Origin of the sequence: Pseudanabaena minima str. Chao 2107 (assembly GCF_051131155.1) — a bacterium.
Classification (GTDB): Bacteria; Cyanobacteriota; Cyanobacteriia; order Pseudanabaenales; family Pseudanabaenaceae; genus Pseudanabaena; species Pseudanabaena minima.
The window spans coordinates 1,401,346-1,422,112 of record NZ_CP159508.1 but is presented as its reverse complement, the minus strand read 5'-3'; the positions used below and the strand labels follow the sequence as shown (position 1 = coordinate 1,422,112).

Below are 20,767 nucleotides of genomic sequence, written 5' to 3'. Positions count from 1 at the left end.
CTTTCAGTGACCAACCAAACTAATCTACGGTAAATACGTCAAGATAGCGTAATTTACCAAAGACTCAGTCAAGACCAAAACAGGTATTCCCATGCTTAATGTTGTTCAAGGACTCACTATTACCACCAATTCCCTGTCGGCGATCAAGGCAATCAATGCCTATACTGAACAATGTTTGAGCTACGGAAATCGCGCTGAAGCCTGTATTTTGGAAGCGATCGCGGCTGATCCAGCATGTGTCTTAGCAAATACCTTCGCCGCAGCGTACTATTTATCCCAAGAAAACGCCAAAGATGCGAAACTGGCTAATTCTTATCTTTTGCAAGCGAGAAAGAATTTTATAAATATTAACGAAAGAGAAAGATTACATTTACTAGCCACAGAAGCATGGGCTGAGCGAAAAATCGATCAAGCGATCGCCCATTGCGAAGAGATTGTCACAAGGTATCCTCAAGATCTCTTAGCCGTCCAACAAGCGCAATATCATTACTTTTATACGGGCAATAAATCAGGTTTAACATCTGTAGCAGGTTCTGTTCTTGATGCCAATGCAGGTAATCATTATTTGATGGGAATGATTGCTTTTGGATTAGAGCAGAGTAATCACCTTGCTCAAGCGGAACGACTCGCTCGCTTCGCTCTCGAAATCAATCGGGCTGACCCTTGGGCGCAACATGCCGTAATTCATGTGATGGAAACCCAAGGACGTTATCTTGAAGGGATTACATGGATGGAAAGTTTTGCTGACACTTGGGAATCCTGTAACTCGATGCTCTATACCCATAATTGGTGGCATGTTGCACTCTCCTATTTAGCCATTGGTGAAATTCGTCATGTGTTATCTCTTTTTGATCGGCATATCTGGGGTAAAGCTACTAAGCGATCGCCAAAGGATCAAGTAGGCGCTATCTCTTTGCTTCTGCGACTTGAATTAAGTGGGATTGATGTCGGCGATCGCTGGGAACAGGTTGCTCATTATCTATTTGAGCGTATCCATGAACATTCACTTCCCTTTCAAGATCTACATTATATCTACGCTTTAGCGCGTACTAATCGGATGGACTTAGCTAGAGAAATGTTATTTAGTATGGAAAGCTATGCCCATGATGCTCAACTCTGTCACCAAAAGATTTGGCGAGAGGTTGCTTTACCTGCTGCGAGAGGGGCGATCGCCCATGCTATTTGTGATTATAAAAAAGCCCGCAAGGAATTTAAGCCCATTTTGACCAGACTGCAAGAGCTTGGGGGTAGTAATACCCAGCGTCAACTGTTTGAGCAAATATTTGATGATGCTCACCGTGAAGTGATTATTAACAATCACTATCGCCGAAATTATGAAGCGATCGCTTCATAAATCCAATTAAAAACTTTTCTTGCAAAGATGTGCTTGAAGAATCCAGTGCGTCTTTGCTTTGAATTCGTAAAGAATCAGGTAAGAAATTGACAAAAGAGTCAAAGTGGTTAAAGTAAAGGGATGAAAGAACCACCACAATATGAACGAGAAGCACTAGAAAACATGCCAGTAGGAGAACTGGTAGAAGTAATCGTGCGCCAACAAGAATGGGCACAGCAAATATATGAAGAAATAGAGAGCCTAAAAGCAGTCAACAACAGAAGTAGCAAAGACTCATCAAAACCGCCATCAAGCGACCTATTAAAACGGTCAGAGAAAAAAGTCGAAGAAATAGCAGAAGAGGAGGGTAAGAAAAAAGTAGGAGGACAATTCGGACATAAAGGAAAAACGAGAAAAGGATTTAATCGAGTAGATCGCTTTGAGACGCTCTCGCCCGAAGGCTGTCCAAATTGCGGAGGACAAGCATGGACAGAGATAGGAGTCAGCATCAGACAAACAGCAAGATTGGTAGAACAACCAATTGAAATCGTTGAATATCAGCAACAGGAATGTCAATGTAAGCACTGTGGCGCAGTGGTGTGGGGAGAATTGCCTAAAGATGTGATTGGCGAACAAGACCTAGAAGCAAGCCTACAAGGGATGTTGGTATGGTTAGGGAATTATGGACATATGAGTTATAAAAAACAGCAAGAATTGCTAAAAGAGATGGGACTAGTCGAAATCGGACTAGGAACCATCGCCGCCACCAATGAGCGAGTAGCAGACAGTATTGAAGCAAAAGTGGAAGAGCTAGCAGATTGGATTAAAGACCAACCCCAAGTTCAAGTCGATGAAACACCGTGGCTCGTCAAAGGCGTAAAAGAATGGCTATGGTCATTCAGTGGTGAAGGTTATGCGCTATATCGTGGTGCAGATACTCGTAGTCGTGCCGAACTAGAGTCAATGTTGGGAGAAAGCTATGATGGCGTATTGTGTAGTGACGACTATAGTGTGTATAACGGTTACGCCGTTGAGCGACAACAGAAATGTCTGGCTCACCTAAGACGACACTTTAAAGCACTACTTAAATTAACCCTTAAATCTCAACAAGAAATTGGGCGTATATTCATTAGGCTGATTGATGAAGCATTTGAACATCATGCGACTTGGCAAAAAAATCGTGATACTCGACCATATTTTAACTGGGCGATTGATTTTAAAAAACGAGTCAGCCAAGCTATCTCGGATTGGATGCCCAAAGTTGGCTATGCCGCAGGTAATTTATTAAAGTCCCTCAAGAAGAAATCGGCTCAATGGTGGTATTTCCTTGAAAATCCTCATGTCCCTCCTGACAATAATCGTGCCGAGCGTAATCTCAGACTTGCTGTTACCAAACGCAAAGTTTGTGGTGGCTCCCGTTCTATGGATGGTTTTCGCAATACCGCCGCTTTATTGACGGTTATTCAAACTTGTAAAGCTCAAGGTAAATCTGTCATTGATTTTTTCCGTCAAGCTTTAATTGATCCTTCTTCCATCTCTCTCATCCCTATTCTTACCTGAATTCTTACTTGAATTCATTAAACACTCAGATACTTTTGGAATAATATCGCATAGCCACACTATATAGCCTTACTAGAAATAGGCTTTTACTGAAGATGATTATAACTAACCACCATAGCTGCTCTTGGTAGGCAGTTAATTTACTATATAATTAGTAAGAATCATTTAGAAAATAGCTTATGTCAAACAGTGGAATTCAAGTTGTAGAAGTCAGGGTTCGTAATTTCCGATCTCTTAGGCAGGTTGATGTTAAGTTGGACAACCTAACTGTTCTGATTGGCGAAAATAATTCTGGTAAAACTAGTTTTCTTGAAGCTCTTCACATAGCGATCGGTTTGGGGCAGCGAAATATTTTGAGAGATGATGTTTATCTTGCTTTAAATGAAACATCTGTACCAAAAGATAGAATTGTCACAATTGATATTCTCATTCGTCCTGTAGATAATCATAGTGCTATATCAGAGAACTTTTCAGATTTTTGGCTTTTACTATGGGGAAATGGTATATCACAGGACGATGATGACAATGATTTTGTAGGTATTCGCACTCAAGCTAAATGGGATAATGATCAGCGCGAATATATTACAAAGCGTGAGTTTTTAAAAAATTGGGAGATAGAGCCTGACCAGTGGGACAAATCTCAAGCTAAGGAAAATGCTGAGGTTTATGCTAAATATATTGAACCGTTTGCTCTTTATTTAATGGATGCTAAGCGTGATATACAAGACGAGTTATCCAATAGAAGTTCTTTTTGGAACCGACTCATATCCGACTTCAATCTAGATGATTCAATAGTTACCAAAGTAGAAACAAGTTTAGAAGAATTAAATAATGAAATTAGATTGGCTAGTCCAGTACTGAAAAACACTCAAAAATTTCTCGATGAGTTATGCAAAGCTATTCCTAGCGAAAAGGGTAGTCTGTCAATTAGTCCAATTTCTCAAAATTTACGAAATGCGGGTAAAAGTGCTGATATAAATTTTGCAACTAGAGGCGCACAAACATTTCCTCTTATCCGTCATGGTATGGGTACACGAAGCCTTGCAGTGTTACTAATCTTTCGTGCATACATAGATTGGAGACAACGCGATCAGGCACAGGGAACTTTACACCCAATGCTTGGGCTTGAAGAACCAGAAGCGCATCTGCATCCTCAAGCCCAACGTGCTTTATTTGAGCAAATTGAAAAGATATCTGGGCAAAGAATTGTTAGTACACACTCTCCTTACATTGCCAGTCAAGCTAAAATATCAACATTTCGACACTTTCGCAAAGAAGATGCTAATACCATCGTTTCACAATTTGACACTTCGGATCTAGATAACGAGGATTTGCGTAAAATCAATCGTCAAGTAATGAATACAAGAGGCGATTTGCTATATGCAAAAGCTATTGTTTTATTTGAAGGTGAAACAGAAGAACAAGCACTTCCTAAATTTGCAGAAGCATACTGGGAAGGGTTCTCTCCTAACTCTTTGGGAATCAATTTTATTGGTGTTAGTGGTTCAGGGAACTATCTACCTTTCCTTCGATTAGCAAAGAATTTTAATATTCCTTGGTATATCTTTAGTGATGCAGAAATAGAAGCCCTAAATGATTTAAGAAGTGCCTGTGAATCTATAAATGTAGAAAATTACACAAGTCATCCAAACATTATCATTCTTCCCGAAGGTGAAGACTACGAACTATATATCATTAACCAAAACTACGGTGATGTTATCAAGTCTATGTTGAACATTTACCATGAAACATCCGATTACTTAAGTGAATATAAGACTGAATATCATGGCAGAAAGCTAAAAAAGAAGCTTGGAGGAGGTGCTAGAGATTATCAATCAGAAGGAGCGGATAACAGAGCAATGTATCACATTCTATCTCATGACAAAACACAATACGCATTACCTTTGGCGCAAGAAATACTTGGTTTAAGCGATGAATCTAAGCAATTTCCTACGAAGATACGCAAACTCTTTGAGAAAATATCTGACGATCTAAGTTTACCGAAGCGTGAAATTACGGAGGCATAACTAGAATGGGAATATTACTTTCGGAAAAGCAAAAGGAAGCTGTTAATTATAATGAAGGTGCATTACTTGTAAGCGCTGGACCTGGTTCGGGTAAGACGCGAGTTCTCACAGAAAGAATTCGTAGATTACTTGCAGAAGATAAAAGTTTTTTTCGTATCCTAGCGCTAACCTTTACTAATAAGGCAGCAAACGAAATGCAAGAGCGTCTAACCGAAGTGCCAAATATTCGGCAACGTGCATTTATTGGTACTTTACATAGTTTTTGCTTAGAAGTGTTAACGAATAGAGGTAAACCAGTAGGCATTGAAGGTACTCCTCATATTATGGAATCAAACCAAGAACGCCGTCAAATGTTACTACAATCTGTAATGGGTGATGTTGTTTTACAACAAATACTAAGATCTAAAGATAGTAAAGGACAGAAAAAGCTATTGAGTGAATGGTTTGAGCAAATTGAGCAAGCCAAGAAAAAACTAATGTCTCCAGAAGCTATTGATGATCCAATTGTTCGAGAAGTTTACGAGCTATATGACTTGTCACTTCGAGCTTCTAATACTTTAGATTTTGATGATTTATTGTTGTTAACATACCAACTTTTCACAGATAGACCTAAAATAGCTGACTTTTACCGTCGTCAGTATAAATACATTTGCATTGACGAGGCACAAGATTTAAATGAAGCTCAGTATCAGGTTATACGGTCTTTATGCAGTGATAGTTACCAAAATATTATGATGGTTGGTGACTGCAATCAAGCAATATTTGGATGGAACGGGGCAGATCCAAAGTTTATGCAACTTCTAAAAATGGATTTCAATGCTAAACATATAGAACTAACAGAAAATTTTCGCTCTTCTCAAGCAATCGTAAATCTTGCTCAAAAATTAAAACCAGTCTATCAGGTGGTAGGCGTATTACCTATCAAAGGAGAGGTTTGTCTCCTTCAGGCAAAAACCGAGCAGGAAGAAGCAGAGTTAATAGTAAATCACCTAAAATTTTTAATTGATAGTGGTCATCAAGACATAGAAGATGCCATCACATTAGATCGATGTGCGATTTTAGGAAGAAATCGATATGTTTTGGTAAAGATTGAGCAAGAACTGAGTCGTCACGACATTAAATTCTACAAAAAGCTGTCAGGACAGGAAGAAAGCGAATCTGACCTGATTAAAGACTTTGAGTTGTGTATGAGGCTTTTGATTAATCCACAGGATCGGTTTCATTTTAATATTTTGATAAATCGTTGGGAAATAGATACATCATCTATTGCTGATAGGTTTGACAACGAAAATAATCAATTAATAAAATGGTTAAATTCAAACACACCTACAAATCGCAAACCAGTTTTAGAAGCAATTGACGAACTGAACTACCCTAATTGTAATTTCTCAAAGTCATTAGATATTTTACTCAAGTTTGCCAATAATATTGAACATGAGGAAGAACGTTTATTAATTACTGAAGATATAAAACTTTGGAGTGAGCGTTGGGATAACTATTTAAGAGCTAAAGTAGGAGGGCAGGCTAGTCTCTCTAAATTCTTGAGCCAAGTTGCTATTGGAGTAAATCAAAAGACTACTCATGAAGGAATTGCATTACTAACAGTTCACTCCGCTAAAGGTTTGGAATTTGACATTGTTTTTATAGCTGGACTGGTCGAAGGTATTTTCCCAGATTATCGAGCAAAAAATCCTACTTTACTTAATGAAGAGGATAACAATATGTTTGTTGCTGTAACTCGCGCTCGAAGAGTTTTAATTCTCTCATACCCACAATCACGAACTATGCCTTGGGGAGATAGCCGATTGCAGAACCCATCTCGGTATTTAAAACAGTTTGAACTTATTCAATGCTAGATATATTGAAATTAGCGGCGATCGCCTGATCATAAAACATACCAATCTCTGCATAATCATTAATACTCGCAGTCGTGTAATGACTTACCTCCGCTATTTCCATCGCCTTTTGCAAAGAGGCATCAGGTTCTAAAATAGCTTGGCGCATTTCTTTGACAAATTCACCGCCAAGCTGATTATAAAGCCTTGATGAAATCGTAATTGGTGGTATGGGAGAAGGAATTGATTCAATCACTCTTAGAGATTGAGCAAGCTCAGGAAACTGTCGCAACTCTGCCGCCATCACTACACTATCGATCGCCGCGCAATCAGCAAGCCCAGATGCAATCCATTGGAGAGAATTTTGATGGGAACCCGATGTTTGTGATGATTGAAAAAATTGATAATTAGCGGGTAAAATTTGAGATTTTAGATATTGCAAAATTCTGTAACGTATTAAGTTATAGCCACTATTAGAACCGCGATCGTTATAGCAAAACCGACTTCCTGCTAAGTCCCCAAGCTCATAAAAATTACTATCTGCACGAACAACAATATCAGCAAAATAAATTGGTTGCTGCTGATATCGATCGCCTTGCATTACAGGCACAGCTAATATTTCTAGAGGTTGTTTAGCAATGCGGTTATGGCGAATTAACGGCAATCCACAGATAAAAGCTAGATCAATTTGATCATGCTCTAGCAGAGAATCCTCAAGGGGATCGCAAGTTGCACCAATTAATTCAATATGGCAATCACATCGCCTCGCGATCGCTTGTACAACTTCTTGATACAACCAAAATAAATTCGGTGATAGATACGAAATAGCCTTGAGCCTTGTCATCTGCTGCCTATATCATTCCATTACTCAGGAATAATATAATTCAGTTGCTCTAAGGGGGCAGCAAATACATAGAAGATTACTCCTGCACAGATTAGCGTAATCGCCAAACTAAACAAAACTACCCAGCGGTCAGGGGGATCAAAAGTGTCTGTATCAATGTCATTCCGCACTGCAAAGTAATGATAGGTCGATAGCCATACAGTCAACATCCCAATCACTGCAAAAGCCAAGCCCAACTTCCAGCCATTGCCAACCGAAGGCATCATGGGCGGTTTTAAAATTCGTAACCTCACTACGATTACACCCACACCTAAAAGAGCGATCGCCATTCGCATCCATGACAAATAGGTTCTTTCATTAGCTAAATGGTCACGCACACGATTAGGATTTTGCTTACCTAGAAGCACTTGTTCTTCAGTCGGTTGTTTCGGTTTGAACAGTGAAATCATTATGTAGCTGCTGAATCTTTGAATTGATATTATATAGGAACAGCAAGAAAAAATCTCTTATATTCTAATCTCTAAGATCCTTATATACAATAGATTCTCAAGGTTTAATTACCGTTTAGAAACCGTCATTTCTTTCAACAATAGACAATACTGATCGCTGTCTATTGTTGAAAGAAATAGTTTAATCTAAAGGAGCTTGGGGAATTTGTAAAGTTGCCAAGACTTCAGCACTTTCAGGGATATTCCAATTTACTTCACCTTGTTTAAAAACTTTAGCAACAGGAATATTTAGTTCCACTGCTCCAGTTTCAGGATTAGCTTTAGCCACTAATTGCGTCCCTGTAACAATCTTAGCGGCGACAGGTATACCGTCATTGTCTAATCCATTGCTGAGATAAATACCTTGACAGTTCCAATCCTCATTGGTGGTCTCACCAGCAGGGATCGTGTAAAGAGCATTGTCAAAAGTAGAAGTATCGAGCTTTGACTTTTTACCATAGACGATTAAAGGATTTGCTGTTAAATTACGGCATTCGGCAAAGGATTCACCTGTTTCAATGATGTATTTTTCAAATTGGAGCTTGGCAATATCTACGGGATCAGTGGCGGCAGTTAGTTCTTTAGTTATGGCAATATAGTCAGGATTACTAGTAACGGGCGGTTTATTTGCCCAAGCTGGCTGAGCGATCGCTAAACTACATGCCAGCATCAAAGCGATTACGAGATTCTTTAAAAGTTTCATTGATTTTCTCCTAGAAATATATAAGAACCTATTTAAGAATTGCTTTAGATCCCCCCCAGCCCCCCTTAAAAAGGGGGAAGAATCAAATTCTTCCCCCTTTTTAAGGGGGATTGAGGGGGATCTCTTAGAGTTTTAGACGGCAGCAAGTAATTCTTAAATGGTTTCTAATCTGAAAGCTCTATAGACAAGGAGCTTAAGCCCCTTGTTTAAACTTATCTAATCCAATTGGGCTTCATTAGCTCTCAATCCATTTGCTAAAACGTTACTAGCATTAAGTTCTGCAATATTCCGTCCCAGATTGAGAACTACTAAACCACCGATTACTAAGCTCAATACCGCTAGTCCTCGATTTTCTAATGTATGGCTGTCAATCATAATCAAAATGCCCAAGCCTACTAACACAAAAGGGACAAGGTAGTTACCATAGCGACTTAACGAATCAGCGATCGCTGGTACTTGAATCATTCGATAAGCGGCATAGCACCAAACCCCAACCATTGTAAAGAACACACCTAAAATCATTAACAAGCTTTCCCATGATGCACTTGCAAACATAGGGACATAAATTCCCACATTGTCACCACCATTGGCAAAGGTTACAGCCGCTACGCTATAGACCTGCGGTGAGAGCAAATTAGATAACCAAGAATCACTATTTTCAACTATTTCCTCTTCTTGCTCAGAGTCGTCCGTATCAGGGATAAATAACCGATGTAACCCAATAGAAATTGGGAAGATACCCAACATCCCAATCCAATCACGGGGCATTAATAAACCACCAAAATATCCTGACAAACTGGCTAGTACCAATGCTCCGAAGCCGAGATATTGACCAATGACAATATGTTTCTTTTGGAAGGCAGCATTCACTTGGGAAAAGAATAGCAACAAAATCAAAACATCATCTAAATTGGTGGCAGTAAAAGCCGTAATTGCAGTAGGAATTGCGGTAAATAGATCATTCATGATTTTTTATTTAGCTAACCATATTGGTTATTAATTAACGGAATTCTTACGTAATAACTGTAGAATTTTCTCCGTGAAAATATTTGATTTGCGGATGAACTAAATATAGCGATCGCAATCAATAAAATCAAATATTGTTTCTTTTCAAAACCATAAAATCAAGTGATAGTCTAGGAAGTCAGTGGCGGCTTGATACGCCACCACTAGCTCTTACAAAGTCTATAATCTCTATTTATCATTTTAAAAAGAAACAATATTTGTTTCTATCAATCAAAGTCGATATTATCAAATCAACTTAAGAAATAACTGAAACCAATTATTCAGAATTAAAAATTTAAGAGTTATCAAAAGACTGTTAGGAGAAAGAAGAAATGAGTTGGTTAGAAGGAACGATTGCGACAGGGGCTGCCGTTGCATTAGCAACTACCTTTGATGACAATATTTATTTAACTTCTTTCTTCAGCAAAGTTAGTCGCACTTTCCGTCCCCGTCATGTTGTGGTTGGTGAATTTCTCGGATTTACAACTCTTGTCAGTGTCAGCTTGATCGGCTTCTTTGGTGGATTGATTGTCTCAGATATGTGGTTAGGACTACTGGGCATAATTCCGATTATGATTGGAATTCATCAACTCATGAGTAAAGATGATGACAATATTGAAGATATCACCCATGAAATTGAACAAATACATACAGAAGTTGGTAGACCTCGAATCAAGCAATCCTTGTGGTCAACAATTAAAGATCCTAAAACCCATCGTGTATCGGCTGTAACCATCTCCAATGGCGGGAATAACATCGGTATTTACATTCCTCTATTCGCCAGCAGCAATTTACCTAGTCTCAGCATCATTTTGAGCGTCTGCTATATGACTATTGGTTTCTGGTGCTTCTGCTCCTATAACCTCACCCGTTTCCCTGTTATTTCTGCTCTAGTCGCTCGCTATGGTCGCAAGATTGCTCCCTTTGTAATCATTTGGTTAGGTCTATCGATCATCATTAAGAATGAATCCTATCGTCTAATTCTGCCCGTATAAAGACAAAACAAATGTAAGAAGCTAAAAGCGGTAAAAATTGCTTTGCAATTTTTACCGCTTTTAGCTTTTGGTTAACAAGATCGCCATTCTTCTCATCAAGAGGTATTGATTACCGCAGGTGCAAAGTTAGTTTTTGATGATATGCGTCAATTGCGACAAGATCAGCGATCGCTCTAATTTTTTGTAAGTACCCTTAGCCATAGCAACATGGATTAAAAAAAACTATCCACAAAATGGCTAAGCCATTTTCCGCCATATGCGGCGTGCGAAGCACGCCGCATATGGTTTTTAATGTAAGTCTTACTTAGGGATTACCCAAAGACAAGTGGCGGCGCAAAGTGCCGCCACTTGTCTTTGGGTTTGTAGGAGTACATGCGTCATAATATATTTGTATCGGCAATTCAAGAACTTATTACGCAATATCAAATCATTGCCTACAATCTAACTTGTGCCACTAGATATAAATCGTTTGCAACAAGCCTTAAGTATCGAGGCTGAAAAAGGCTTTTCCAATTTACAGGGAAAGCAATTTTTGTTTGCAGATTTTTTGAATGTGAGCTTAAAAGAAATCCCTGAAGACTGGGAAATGAGCGATCGCCTCCAAGCCCAAACCCTTGCCAAACAATATGCTCAATATAGTGATTTACCCCTATCACGCAGACAACACCTAGTAGCTGAAACCCGTCGCTTGCTCTACGAAGTACGTCGCCGTGAAATAGCAGAAACCAACGCCGCACCCAAGATTAAGAAACCCAAGACTGAAGCGATCGCTGCTACGGAACCCAAAGCCACTAAAAAAATATTGCCTGATACCGAGTTAAAAAGCCTTGAAGGTATTGGCTCATTTATGGCAACAAAGTTTAAGCTTCTCGATTTGCATACGGTGCGCGATGTTCTCAGTTATTATCCTCGCGATCATATTGACTATGCTCGCCAGATTCCCATTCGTGAACTGAAAGATGGTGATACGGTCACCGTAATCGGCACAATTAAAAAATTCGGATGTTTTACTAGTCCCAAAAATCCCAATCTCACGATTGTGGAAATTATTTTGCGTGACCATACGGGGCAGATTAAGCTTAGCCGCTTCTGGACTGGCAAACGTTACTCCAATCGAGGTTGGCAAGAATCACAGAAAAAACTTTACCCTCAAGGCTGTACAGTGGCAGCTTCAGGGGTGGTCAAACAGAGCAAATATGGTTTGACGTTAGAGAATTATGAAGTGGAAGTTCTTGAACATACTCAAGATACAATCCAGTCCAAAACTGTCGGGCGCGTCGTGCCAGTTTATCCGCTTACGGAAGGCATCACACCCGAAGCCATTCGCCGCCTTGTGGCGCAATGTTTACCTGCCGTATCACAGATTTCCGATCCGATGCCCGATCGCTTTCTTAATGACTACAAAATGATGCCTTTGGCTCAGGCGATCGCCCAAGTGCATTACCCAGATACCAGCGAAACCCTAGAACAAGCAGTAATTCGGCTCACCTTTGATAAATATTTCTATCGTCGCCTTGTTTCGCTCTATCGTCGTCATCAGCAAAAAGCAATTCATTTTGTACCCCAAAGCCAAGCGATCGCTCAACTAGAAAAGATTCTTCCCTTTGAGTTAACCAATGCTCAAAAGCGAGTTGTTGCCGAAATTCGGGCTGATCTGCAAGGTCAAACGCCGATGAACCGTTTAGTGCAAGGCGATGTCGGCTCAGGTAAAACGATTGTGGCAGTATATGCATTGTTAACTGCGATCGAGGCTGGCTACCAAACCGCACTGATGGCTCCGACGGAAGTTCTGACTGAGCAGCATTACCGCAAGATTGTGGAATGGTTTATGCAGCTAAATCTACCTGTAGAAATTTTGACTGGTTCCACAAAGACGGCAAAACGTCGCGAAATTTTACGACAACTCGAAACAGGTGAATTGCCTTTAGTCATTGGAACCCATGCTTTAATTCAGGATGGTGTAAACTTTGCGCGATTAGGACTAGCGGTAATCGACGAACAACATCGTTTTGGGAGAGATCAGCGATCGCGGCTTTTGCAAAAAGGGAATGACCCCCATGTGTTGATCATGACTGCTACGCCAATTCCTCGCACTCTCTATCTCACTAATTCTGAAATTGAAGTTAGTATCATCGACGAGCTTCCTCCTGGGCGTAAACCGATTCAAACTGTCTTACTGAAACCCTCACAACGCAAAGATGCCTACGATTTAATTCGGCGTGAAATCGCTCAAGAGCGTCAGGCTTATATTGTCTTTCCTCTAGTGGAAGAGTCCGAGAAAATGGAAGATATTAAGGCAGCAACCCAAGAACGTGAGCATCTCCAAAATGTAGTTTTCCCCAACTTCCAAATTGGCTTACTTCATGGTCAAATGTCTTCGGCAGAAAAAGATGAGGCGATTAATACTTTCCGTAGAGGTGAAACCCAAATTCTGGTAGCAACTACGGTGATTGAAGTCGGTGTAGATATTCCCAACGCTTCGGTGATGCTCATTGAACATGCTGATCGCTTTGGTCTTGCTCAACTTCATCAATTACGAGGGAGAGTCGGGCGTGGTGCGGCGCAGTCCTATTGTCTATTACTAAGCGGCTCTAAATCTCAGACATCGCAAGAGCGTTTACAAGTTCTAGAACAGTCGCAGGATGGATTTTTTATTGCTGAGCGTGATTTCCAGATGCGCGGTAAGGGTAAAGATGAGGGGACAGAACAGTCTGGACATGCAGGTTTCTCGATTGAGGATCGGTTGCCTGATGAGGCTGCGCGTCAAGAGATTTTCCAAATAGCCCGTGAAGCGGCGGAAAGAATTATCAAAAAAGATGCCACATTGGAGCATTTTCCTGCATTAAAAGCAGAATTTGAAATGCATTATCAACGCCTACAAGGCGGCGCAATTTTCACGTAAAATATTTAAGCTGTAGCGTCTTCTCAAAAAGGAATGGATTAGCTGTTGTCAAATTTCTAAGGGGACAAGCACATCGGTTGTTTTGCATTCTGCATCAGTAACATAACGAATAAGGTTTTCAATCTGGACGATCATCATAGCTCTATTTCTCCTATCTTGTTGTTATTCTGTCCTATGTCTTAATTTTTTTAAGTTTAACCTCTTATCAACTATAAACATCTGATCTCCTGTTGTTCGTTTGATATTCTTACATGACTAAATCGCTATTGTTTAGTCTAGATTTAATCGATTTAAGCAAAAACTTATCTATGTTATGGTAAGTAGTAACCGTGTAAATAGTCAGAAACCATAATGATTTTCTAAAACTATTCACACTATTCACAACTTTTATACTTCAACTGAGTGATTTTCTCATATGTCCTCAAAACCCAGTATTCAAGCTCCTCTTGGTTTCAAGCTCCGTCATACGCTTCGAGGACATAGAAATAGAGTTTATTCACTTGCTTGGTCACCAGATGGAAAAATGCTTGCTTCTCCATCTGGTGACATGCTAATCCATATCTGGGATACAGAGACTAGAAAAGTATGTAATACTATCAAGTTTGATTCTGTGGAAAAAGGAGAATGGTCTCCAAATGGTCAGACATTTATTACAGCAGGCAGGTATCGAAGTCCAGATCATTCATGGATGCAATTATGGAATTCCGATAATTTTGATTTTCAAAATTCGATTGAAGCACCTCAAGGAACTTCACATTGGCACAATTTTGCTTGCTCCTCTGACGGTTCTACGCTTGCAGTCTGGGGGTATGATGGTGAGATTCATCTCTTTGATGTTGGTCGCAACGAATCCATAAAAACACTCAAGAGAAAAGGGCATAGCAGTCGTTTTGGAGCTTGGTCGCCAGATGGTAAATTCTTTGCTTCAGTTTCACAAGATTCAATTTTAATTTGGAACGTCAAAAGTGGAAAAATTGTTGCCGAATTAGAAGGTTACTATGATTGGAATAGCCAATTTGCTTGGTCGCTAGACAGTGAAATAATTGCATTTGGAGCTACATCAAGTAATAGATCTAGGGATTATAATGTAAAGCTTTGGAACATTAAGAAAGGACAGTTCAATGTTCTTGAGGGGCATACCAGTAGAGTAAAACAAGTTGCTTTCTCTCATGACGGTCGTTTACTCATAACAAATTCAACAAATGATGCTATTAGGTTTTGGCGTTGCGATACTTGGCAACTAGTTACATTCCTGAAAGATATAGACCATAGTTCACAGATAGCTATCAATCCGAAGAAGTCTACATTTGCAATTTTAGGAGAAAATGCTAGGGCTATTCATATTTGGGATTTTGACGTTGATACTATTTTGAAGGTATCTTCAAGTAATAATTCTGTTCGCTATCGTAATGCGAAAGTTGTATTGATTGGAGACTCAGGTGTTGGGAAATCTGGACTAGGAATGGTTTTAGCTGGGGAAACATTCAAAGCAACTACATCAACACATGGTCGTCATGTATGGAGTTTAGAAGCTAAACATCATAAAACCAGTGATGAACTATGGGAAATCCGAGAAACCTTACTTTGGGATTTAGCAGGACAAGCAGAATATAGATTGATTCATCAACTATCACTCGATCAAATCAATGTTGCTCTTGTCTTATTTGATGGTTCAAGTCCTACAAATCCGTTTAAAGAAGTTGTTTTTTGGAACAAAGCCTTACAACAAGCTAAAGGAAGCAATCAACTTAAAAAATATCTAGTTGCTGCTCGAACAGATGTCAGTTCTCTGAGCGTTACAGAAGCAAGGATGAATGATTTTGCTAAAGAGCATGGCTTTGATGGGATATTCCGTACAGCCGCTCTTACAGGCTTAGGAATAGAAGAACTAAGACAACACATTGAAGAAACAATTGATTGGGACAACCTACCATTGACAATCTCTGAGAGTCTTTTCAAACAGATGAAAGACTTCGTTGTTGAGCATAAACGTCAAGGATATATTTTAGAAAAAACAACAAATCTCATACAGCACTTTCGGATGAAAAATCTTGATGTGGATTTTGAAGATCAAGATTTTCAAGCCGCACTCGGACGGGTAGAAGCATACGATCTCATCAAAATACTATCTTTTGGTGATTACGTTTTATTGCAGCCTGAGCTACTAGACAACTATGCTTCAGCAATGGCAAAGGCGGCTCGTGAGCAACCAGATGGTCTTGGATTCCTAGATGAGCAAGTAGCGAGGGAGGGACAATTCAACTTTGGTTCATTAGATCGAGTTACTAAGGATGATGAACAGATCATTCTTCAATCAGTTGTAGAACTATTTATAGAGAAAGAGTTAGCTATTGCAGACAAAGGTAAGCTGATATTTCCATCACAATTTAATCGCGAACTTCCTGAACATCCTGAAGTACAGGGAACAGTTGTCTCTTATCAGTTTGAAGGTGCATTAATTAACGCCTACACTACATTAGTTGTTCGTTTATATCATAGTGAAGCATTCGTTTTAGATTCACTTTGGAAAAATGCTGCCATATTTCTACCATATGGATTCAAGAACAAGAAGCAGAGTGGCAAACGTTGTGGTTTTGTGTTTAAGGAAATTGACGAAGGATTGGGACGTATTTCCGTATTCTTTGGAGTGGATATTCCAGATGAAACAAAAATTCTATTCCTAAAGTTTGTTCACGAGCATTTAAAACATAAGTCTCTCAACAATAAAGTAGTACGAGAACGTATTTATCACTGTCCCAAATGCCAAGAAGCTATTGAAAGAAGGGCTGTACAATTTCGTCTTGAGAAAGGATATAGCTCAATCATTTGTAACTATTGTTCAATCCCGACAGCACCCACTTATATTCTCCTCACAGATCTCATCGAAGAAACTTTTGGCAAAGATGATGATTTCTTAGCTAAAGTCCGTCAGATGGACGAAAAAATTGACGTTCAGCTTGGTAATGATAGCAAAGAGGCAATCCTCAAAGGTGAAATTATGGTTTTAGTGAGTAAAGCAGGACAGATTTTCCGTCCATTAATTAGCGATGACTGGGGTATTGACGGTGAAATTGAGTTTAAAAATGCTCAAGGTGAAGCATCAGGTCAACGAATATATGTACAACTAAAATCTGGTGCATCTTACTTAAAGCCAAGAAAAGATGGAACTCAAGTATTCTCAATACCTAAAAAACGGCATATTCAATACTGGCAATCACAAAATTACCCTGTATATCTTGTGATCCGTGATAAAGACGAAAAAATGTACTGGATGAATATTTCAGAATATCTCAAGACAAGAACAGATTTAGAAAATCGTGTTATCCCCTTTAATGGAGTTGAAGTAACTCTTGAAACTGTGAAAGATCTCAGAATAGCTACATTAAGACAATCTTAGCAATTCATACAATGTCAAACTTATTATAGAAGATGCCTATGGAAGCGTTATCTGGACTCTCTGAAATACCAGAATCATCAAGAACAATCGGATCGTCTGCACAAATACCATACAGATTTTCTAGCGATCGCCTAGCAGGAATTAACGAATAATCATCTTTAACTTGGCGATCGCCCAACTTAAAAACCAGAAATTCAATAAAACTCAAAGCCTCTTGCTGCTTCTCAATTGGCAACTGCTGCATCGTACTCACAGCCCTTTCTAAAATCGTCATGATTTGAATCTTCTTAAATATCGAACAAAATCTTGAGACATTTATCAATTTCAATTAGCATGACGATTAGATTTAGGGTGATTAGTTAGGCGATCGCCGCCATGCAGTTAAATGTAAAATAATAATGATGCACCCTTGACTTTGATGCACCCTTGCCAGAGTTTGAAGAATATTCGTAATTGATAATTCGTAATTGAATATATGAAAACCATACCCGTAGATAGACTCACCACCAACTTTATCAACCTACTAGAAGAAATAGCCACCACAGGCAACCCCATCGAACTTGATTGGCAAGGCAAACGCTTCCAAATACTACCAATACAGAAAAGAAGCAAACTAGACAATCTTGTACCTCATCCAGAAGTATATATTGGCGATCCTGACGATCTTGTAAATATCTCTTGGGAGCATGAAATAAACCTTGATTTACCTTGACACCCATGTTGTAATTTGGCTTTACGGAGATACTGTTAATAAGCTTTCGCCTTTAGCAGAGAATTTAATTTGTCAAAATGATATCTATATCTCGCCCATGATTCGTTTAGAGTTGCAATATTTATACGAGATTGGGAGGCTAGGCTCATCTCCAAATCAAATAATTGAATATTTAACCAATCAAGCTAACCTAAGAATTTGCCAGAAAGACTTTAGCCAGATCATTCAACAAGCCATGCAAATTACATGGACTCGTGACGTTTTCGATCGCCTCATCGTTGCAAACGCAATGGTCAACGAAAATATCCTACTAAGCAAAGACCACAAAATCCTTGAAAACTACACCCATGCGAGATGGTAGGAATAGCATTCATTTGAATATCTAGACTGTTTCTTCAATCTCCGTAGTCAAGATACTTGACTGTAATTGCTCGATCACAGGTTGTACATCTGAGCGAATTTTATGATAGCGTTTAAGCAGAATCCGAAACTGTCTCTCAAAGTTTCCAGAAGTCTCGACTTGAATAATAGGCTGCTCAGTTCCCATCCAGATTATCCCAAAGTTGAGAGATTGGTTTCGTTTGTCCAGTCTTTGCCTCGTGCAATGCTCTATGAAGACTAGCTGCAATTTGCGATGGACTTGGATCGAAGACTTCATCCTGCTCTTCCAAATCAATATCCAGCAACTATTCAACCAAAACAATTACTCGAACCTGCGGCTGCTTCGGCAAATTTTTTAGATGTTTGGGAAGTTCGAGTTTTCCATCAGGCGTAATCGTAGTAGAAAATTCGTAGGCTTTCATAGTACCCAAGTAGTGTGAGGCGGTGCGGAGCGCCGCCTCACACTACTTGGTAATAACTTAGACCTTGGTTAGCCAGTGATGATAGTCAGGTAAAAGCCCTTGAACAGCTTTGCTGTATAAATCCCGAAGCTTCTTAGTGATCTCACCAATTGTGCCATCACCGACAGGACGATGATCAAAGCTGGTAATTGGAGCGAGTTCAGTAGCCGTACCAACAAAGAATGCTTCATCGGCAATGTATAGCTCCGTGCGATCGATTGTGCGCGATACAGTTTCTAATCCTAATTCTTTAGCAGCTAACTCTATTACCGAACTGCGAGTAATCCCTTCGAGAATGTTATCAGTAATCGAACTAGTGATTAGTTTTCCATCTCTTACTAAAAAGAGATTCATCGCACTTCCTTCCGCGACATGCCCTTCATTAGTTAACACAACAACATCATCAAAACCAGAGGCATAGCCATCAGTCTTCGCAAGAGCAGTATTTACATAAGCGCCATTCACTTTTGCGCGAGCAGGAATTGCATTGTCATCTAAACGTCGCCATGAAGAAACACCAACTTTGATACCGTTGCTAGTGTCAAGATATCCATCCATCGGCACGCTGAACAAACAAAAATCATCATGGGTATGAGGTACTTTGAGAATTGGTCCAATCCGCAGGTCAGACTTGTAAATAATTGGGCGGATATATGTAGCAGAATTACACTGATTTCGTTGGATTAACTCGGTAGTGAGATGAACCATCGTCTCGACATCAAGGGGATGTTGTAAGCCAATAATGCGGCAACTTTGGATGAGACGTTGATAATGCTCTGCTAGGCGAAATGCCGCCATCCGATTTTCTTCTGGTAGCCAATACGCCTTAATTCCTTCAAAGACAGCCGTACCATATAGAAATGCGTGAGTGCGGATACTGATTGTGGCATCTTCGAGGGGTACAAATGTTCCGCGTATATAGGCGTACTGTGAGGTCATGGTTTAACACATCTTGATCAATTATTTTTCTATCATATAGCTAGGACAAATCAAAACCTAAAAATTAGTTACACCCCATTACACCCTGAATTACAAAATCAGAAATTAATTGTGGCGCTTAGCGCCACAATTAATTTCTGCCAAGCCATCCATGAGGACATTAAATCTGTGAACAATGTTGACTACCTTCGCATCAGTTTGATCGATCGCTGCAATTTTCGCTGCACCTACTGTATGCCTGAAGGCTCGGAAGTCGATTATATTCAGGCGCAGCAAACCCTCACCAATGATGAGTTAATTAACTTAATTCAAGAGGTATTTATTCCCCTTGGCTTTAAGAAATTTCGGCTGACAGGTGGGGAGCCTCTACTGCGTCGAGATTTAGTAAGTTTGGTAGGAGCGATCGCCAATTTACAGGGGGTAGAAGATTTGTCGATGACCACAAATGGTTTTTTACTTGGTGAGTTAGCTCAGCCACTGTATGAAGCAGGTTTACGGCGAATTAACATTAGTCTTGATTCCCTAGATCGCGATGTGTTTCGGCAAATTACAGGACGCAATCTCTGGGAAAAAGTATGGGCGGGGATCTTAGCTGCCCATGCAGTGGGCTTTGATCCACTCAAACTAAATGTGGTGGTTGTGCCAGATGTAAATGATCGCGAGATATTAGATTTAGCAGCCCTAAGCATCGATCGCCGTTGGCATATTCGGTTTATTGAGTTTATGCCGATTGGTAACGACAGCTTGTTTACGCATAAGGGTTGGGTAGACTCAGCAACTCTGCGACAACAAATCAGCGATCGCTACGGTCTAGAGACTGGCAAATGCAAAGGTAATGGACCTGCCGATGTATTTCAAATTCCCAATGCTAAGGGGACTTTGGGCTTTATTAGCCAAATGTCTGAATGTTTTTGCGATCGCTGCAATCGGATGCGGCTATCGGCTGACGGTCTATTGCGTCCATGTCTATTAAACGAAACGGGACAGATCGATCTAAAAACTGCCATGCGTCAGGGCAAAAATTTTGCGGAGCTAAGAATTGCGGTGCGCGATTTACTAAATCTCAAGGACGAAATTAATTTTAAAGAACGCGATCGCGGCACTGGTGAGCAAAAAAGCTATTTTCGTACCATGTCCCAAATTGGCGGCTAATTTTAGAAAATCTCGCGTTGCGAGATTTTCTAA

At 39.8% G+C, this 20,767-nt stretch carries 18 protein-coding genes; 11 read left to right on the top strand and 7 right to left on the bottom strand.

Translation table 11 applies throughout. The features are described from left to right. The first annotated feature begins 91 nt into the window (after positions 1 to 91). The 4 genes from ABM313_RS06145 (at position 92) to ABM313_RS06130 (ending at position 6,776) form a co-directional block, all read left to right on the top strand. Entirely contained in the window at positions 92 to 1,354 is a 1,263-nt protein-coding gene (locus ABM313_RS06145; RefSeq protein WP_434686796.1) for a tetratricopeptide repeat protein, read from the top strand. 120 nt (positions 1,355 to 1,474) lie between these two features. Next, on the top strand, positions 1,475 to 2,893 hold the full coding sequence (gene tnpC, locus ABM313_RS06140; RefSeq protein WP_434684214.1) for an IS66 family transposase: 1,419 nt from the start codon (positions 1,475 to 1,477) through the stop codon (positions 2,891 to 2,893). A gap of 179 nt (positions 2,894 to 3,072) precedes the next feature. Continuing rightward, complete coding sequence (locus ABM313_RS06135) at positions 3,073 to 4,920, top strand: ATP-dependent nuclease (protein WP_434686795.1); 1,848 nt, start codon at positions 3,073 to 3,075, stop codon at positions 4,918 to 4,920. A gap of 5 nt (positions 4,921 to 4,925) precedes the next feature. Further along, positions 4,926 to 6,776, top strand: coding sequence for an ATP-dependent helicase (locus ABM313_RS06130; RefSeq protein ID WP_434686794.1), 1,851 nt, complete (start codon positions 4,926 to 4,928; stop codon positions 6,774 to 6,776). Here ABM313_RS06130 and ABM313_RS06125 read toward each other — a convergent pair. From ABM313_RS06125 to ABM313_RS06110, 4 genes are all read right to left on the bottom strand, one after another. Continuing rightward, entirely contained in the window at positions 6,763 to 7,599 is an 837-nt protein-coding gene (locus ABM313_RS06125) for a phosphate/phosphite/phosphonate ABC transporter substrate-binding protein (protein WP_434686793.1), read from the bottom strand. The two genes, ABM313_RS06130 and ABM313_RS06125, sit on opposite strands and share 14 nt — an antisense overlap. A gap of 20 nt (positions 7,600 to 7,619) precedes the next feature. Then, a complete protein-coding gene (locus ABM313_RS06120) occupies positions 7,620 to 8,048 on the bottom strand; it encodes a YidH family protein (protein ID WP_434686792.1) in 429 nt (142 codons plus the stop codon). Positions 8,049 to 8,229: 181 nt separating this feature from the next. After that, positions 8,230 to 8,790: a hypothetical protein gene (locus ABM313_RS06115; RefSeq protein ID WP_434686791.1), complete on the bottom strand. Its 561-nt coding sequence runs from the start codon at positions 8,788 to 8,790 to the stop codon at positions 8,230 to 8,232. Between the two features lie 216 nt (positions 8,791 to 9,006). Then, positions 9,007 to 9,756 (bottom strand): cadmium resistance transporter, encoded by a 750-nt coding sequence (locus ABM313_RS06110; RefSeq protein WP_434686790.1) that lies wholly within the window; start codon positions 9,754 to 9,756, stop codon positions 9,007 to 9,009. A 371-nt stretch (positions 9,757 to 10,127) separates the two neighbouring features. Between ABM313_RS06110 and ABM313_RS06105 the strand changes: the two genes are divergently transcribed. The 3 genes from ABM313_RS06105 to ABM313_RS06095 all read left to right on the top strand — a co-directional run bounded on the left by ABM313_RS06105 (position 10,128) and on the right by ABM313_RS06095 (position 17,089). Then, on the top strand, positions 10,128 to 10,790 hold the full coding sequence (locus ABM313_RS06105) for a cadmium resistance transporter (RefSeq protein WP_434686789.1): 663 nt from the start codon (positions 10,128 to 10,130) through the stop codon (positions 10,788 to 10,790). A gap of 448 nt (positions 10,791 to 11,238) precedes the next feature. After that, positions 11,239 to 13,692 (top strand): ATP-dependent DNA helicase RecG, encoded by a 2,454-nt coding sequence (gene recG, locus ABM313_RS06100; protein ID WP_434686788.1) that lies wholly within the window; start codon positions 11,239 to 11,241, stop codon positions 13,690 to 13,692. Positions 13,693 to 14,107: 415 nt separating this feature from the next. Next, positions 14,108 to 17,089, top strand: coding sequence for a DUF4365 domain-containing protein (locus ABM313_RS06095; RefSeq protein ID WP_434686787.1), 2,982 nt, complete (start codon positions 14,108 to 14,110; stop codon positions 17,087 to 17,089). Between the two features lie 4 nt (positions 17,090 to 17,093). Here ABM313_RS06095 and ABM313_RS06090 read toward each other — a convergent pair whose 3' ends face one another. Beyond that, positions 17,094 to 17,363, bottom strand: a complete 270-nt coding sequence (locus tag ABM313_RS06090) for a hypothetical protein (protein WP_434686786.1) — start codon at positions 17,361 to 17,363, stop codon at positions 17,094 to 17,096. Positions 17,364 to 17,564: 201 nt separating this feature from the next. Here ABM313_RS06090 and ABM313_RS06085 point away from each other — a divergent pair, with 201 nt between their 5' ends. After that, entirely contained in the window at positions 17,565 to 17,801 is a 237-nt protein-coding gene (locus ABM313_RS06085; RefSeq protein WP_434686785.1) for a type II toxin-antitoxin system Phd/YefM family antitoxin, read from the top strand. After that, positions 17,788 to 18,162, top strand: a complete 375-nt coding sequence (locus tag ABM313_RS06080; RefSeq protein WP_434686784.1) for a type II toxin-antitoxin system VapC family toxin — start codon at positions 17,788 to 17,790, stop codon at positions 18,160 to 18,162. Before ABM313_RS06085 ends, ABM313_RS06080 begins: the two co-directional genes overlap by 14 nt. A gap of 21 nt (positions 18,163 to 18,183) precedes the next feature. On the opposite strand, the gene ABM313_RS06075 is transcribed toward ABM313_RS06080, so the two are convergent. Then, complete coding sequence (locus ABM313_RS06075) at positions 18,184 to 18,348, bottom strand: hypothetical protein (RefSeq protein ID WP_434686783.1); 165 nt, start codon at positions 18,346 to 18,348, stop codon at positions 18,184 to 18,186. 87 nt (positions 18,349 to 18,435) lie between these two features. On the opposite strand from ABM313_RS06075, the gene ABM313_RS06070 reads away from it, so the two are divergent. Beyond that, positions 18,436 to 18,576, top strand: coding sequence for a hypothetical protein (locus ABM313_RS06070; RefSeq protein WP_434686782.1), 141 nt, complete (start codon positions 18,436 to 18,438; stop codon positions 18,574 to 18,576). A gap of 85 nt (positions 18,577 to 18,661) precedes the next feature. Here ABM313_RS06070 and ABM313_RS06065 read toward each other — a convergent pair whose 3' ends face one another. Next, a complete protein-coding gene (locus ABM313_RS06065; RefSeq protein ID WP_434686781.1) occupies positions 18,662 to 19,582 on the bottom strand; it encodes a branched-chain amino acid transaminase in 921 nt (306 codons plus the stop codon). A gap of 168 nt (positions 19,583 to 19,750) precedes the next feature. On the opposite strand from ABM313_RS06065, the gene moaA reads away from it, so the two are divergent. Continuing rightward, positions 19,751 to 20,734, top strand: coding sequence for a GTP 3',8-cyclase MoaA (gene moaA / locus ABM313_RS06060; RefSeq protein WP_434688385.1), 984 nt, complete (start codon positions 19,751 to 19,753; stop codon positions 20,732 to 20,734). The last annotated feature ends 33 nt before the right edge of the window (positions 20,735 to 20,767 follow it).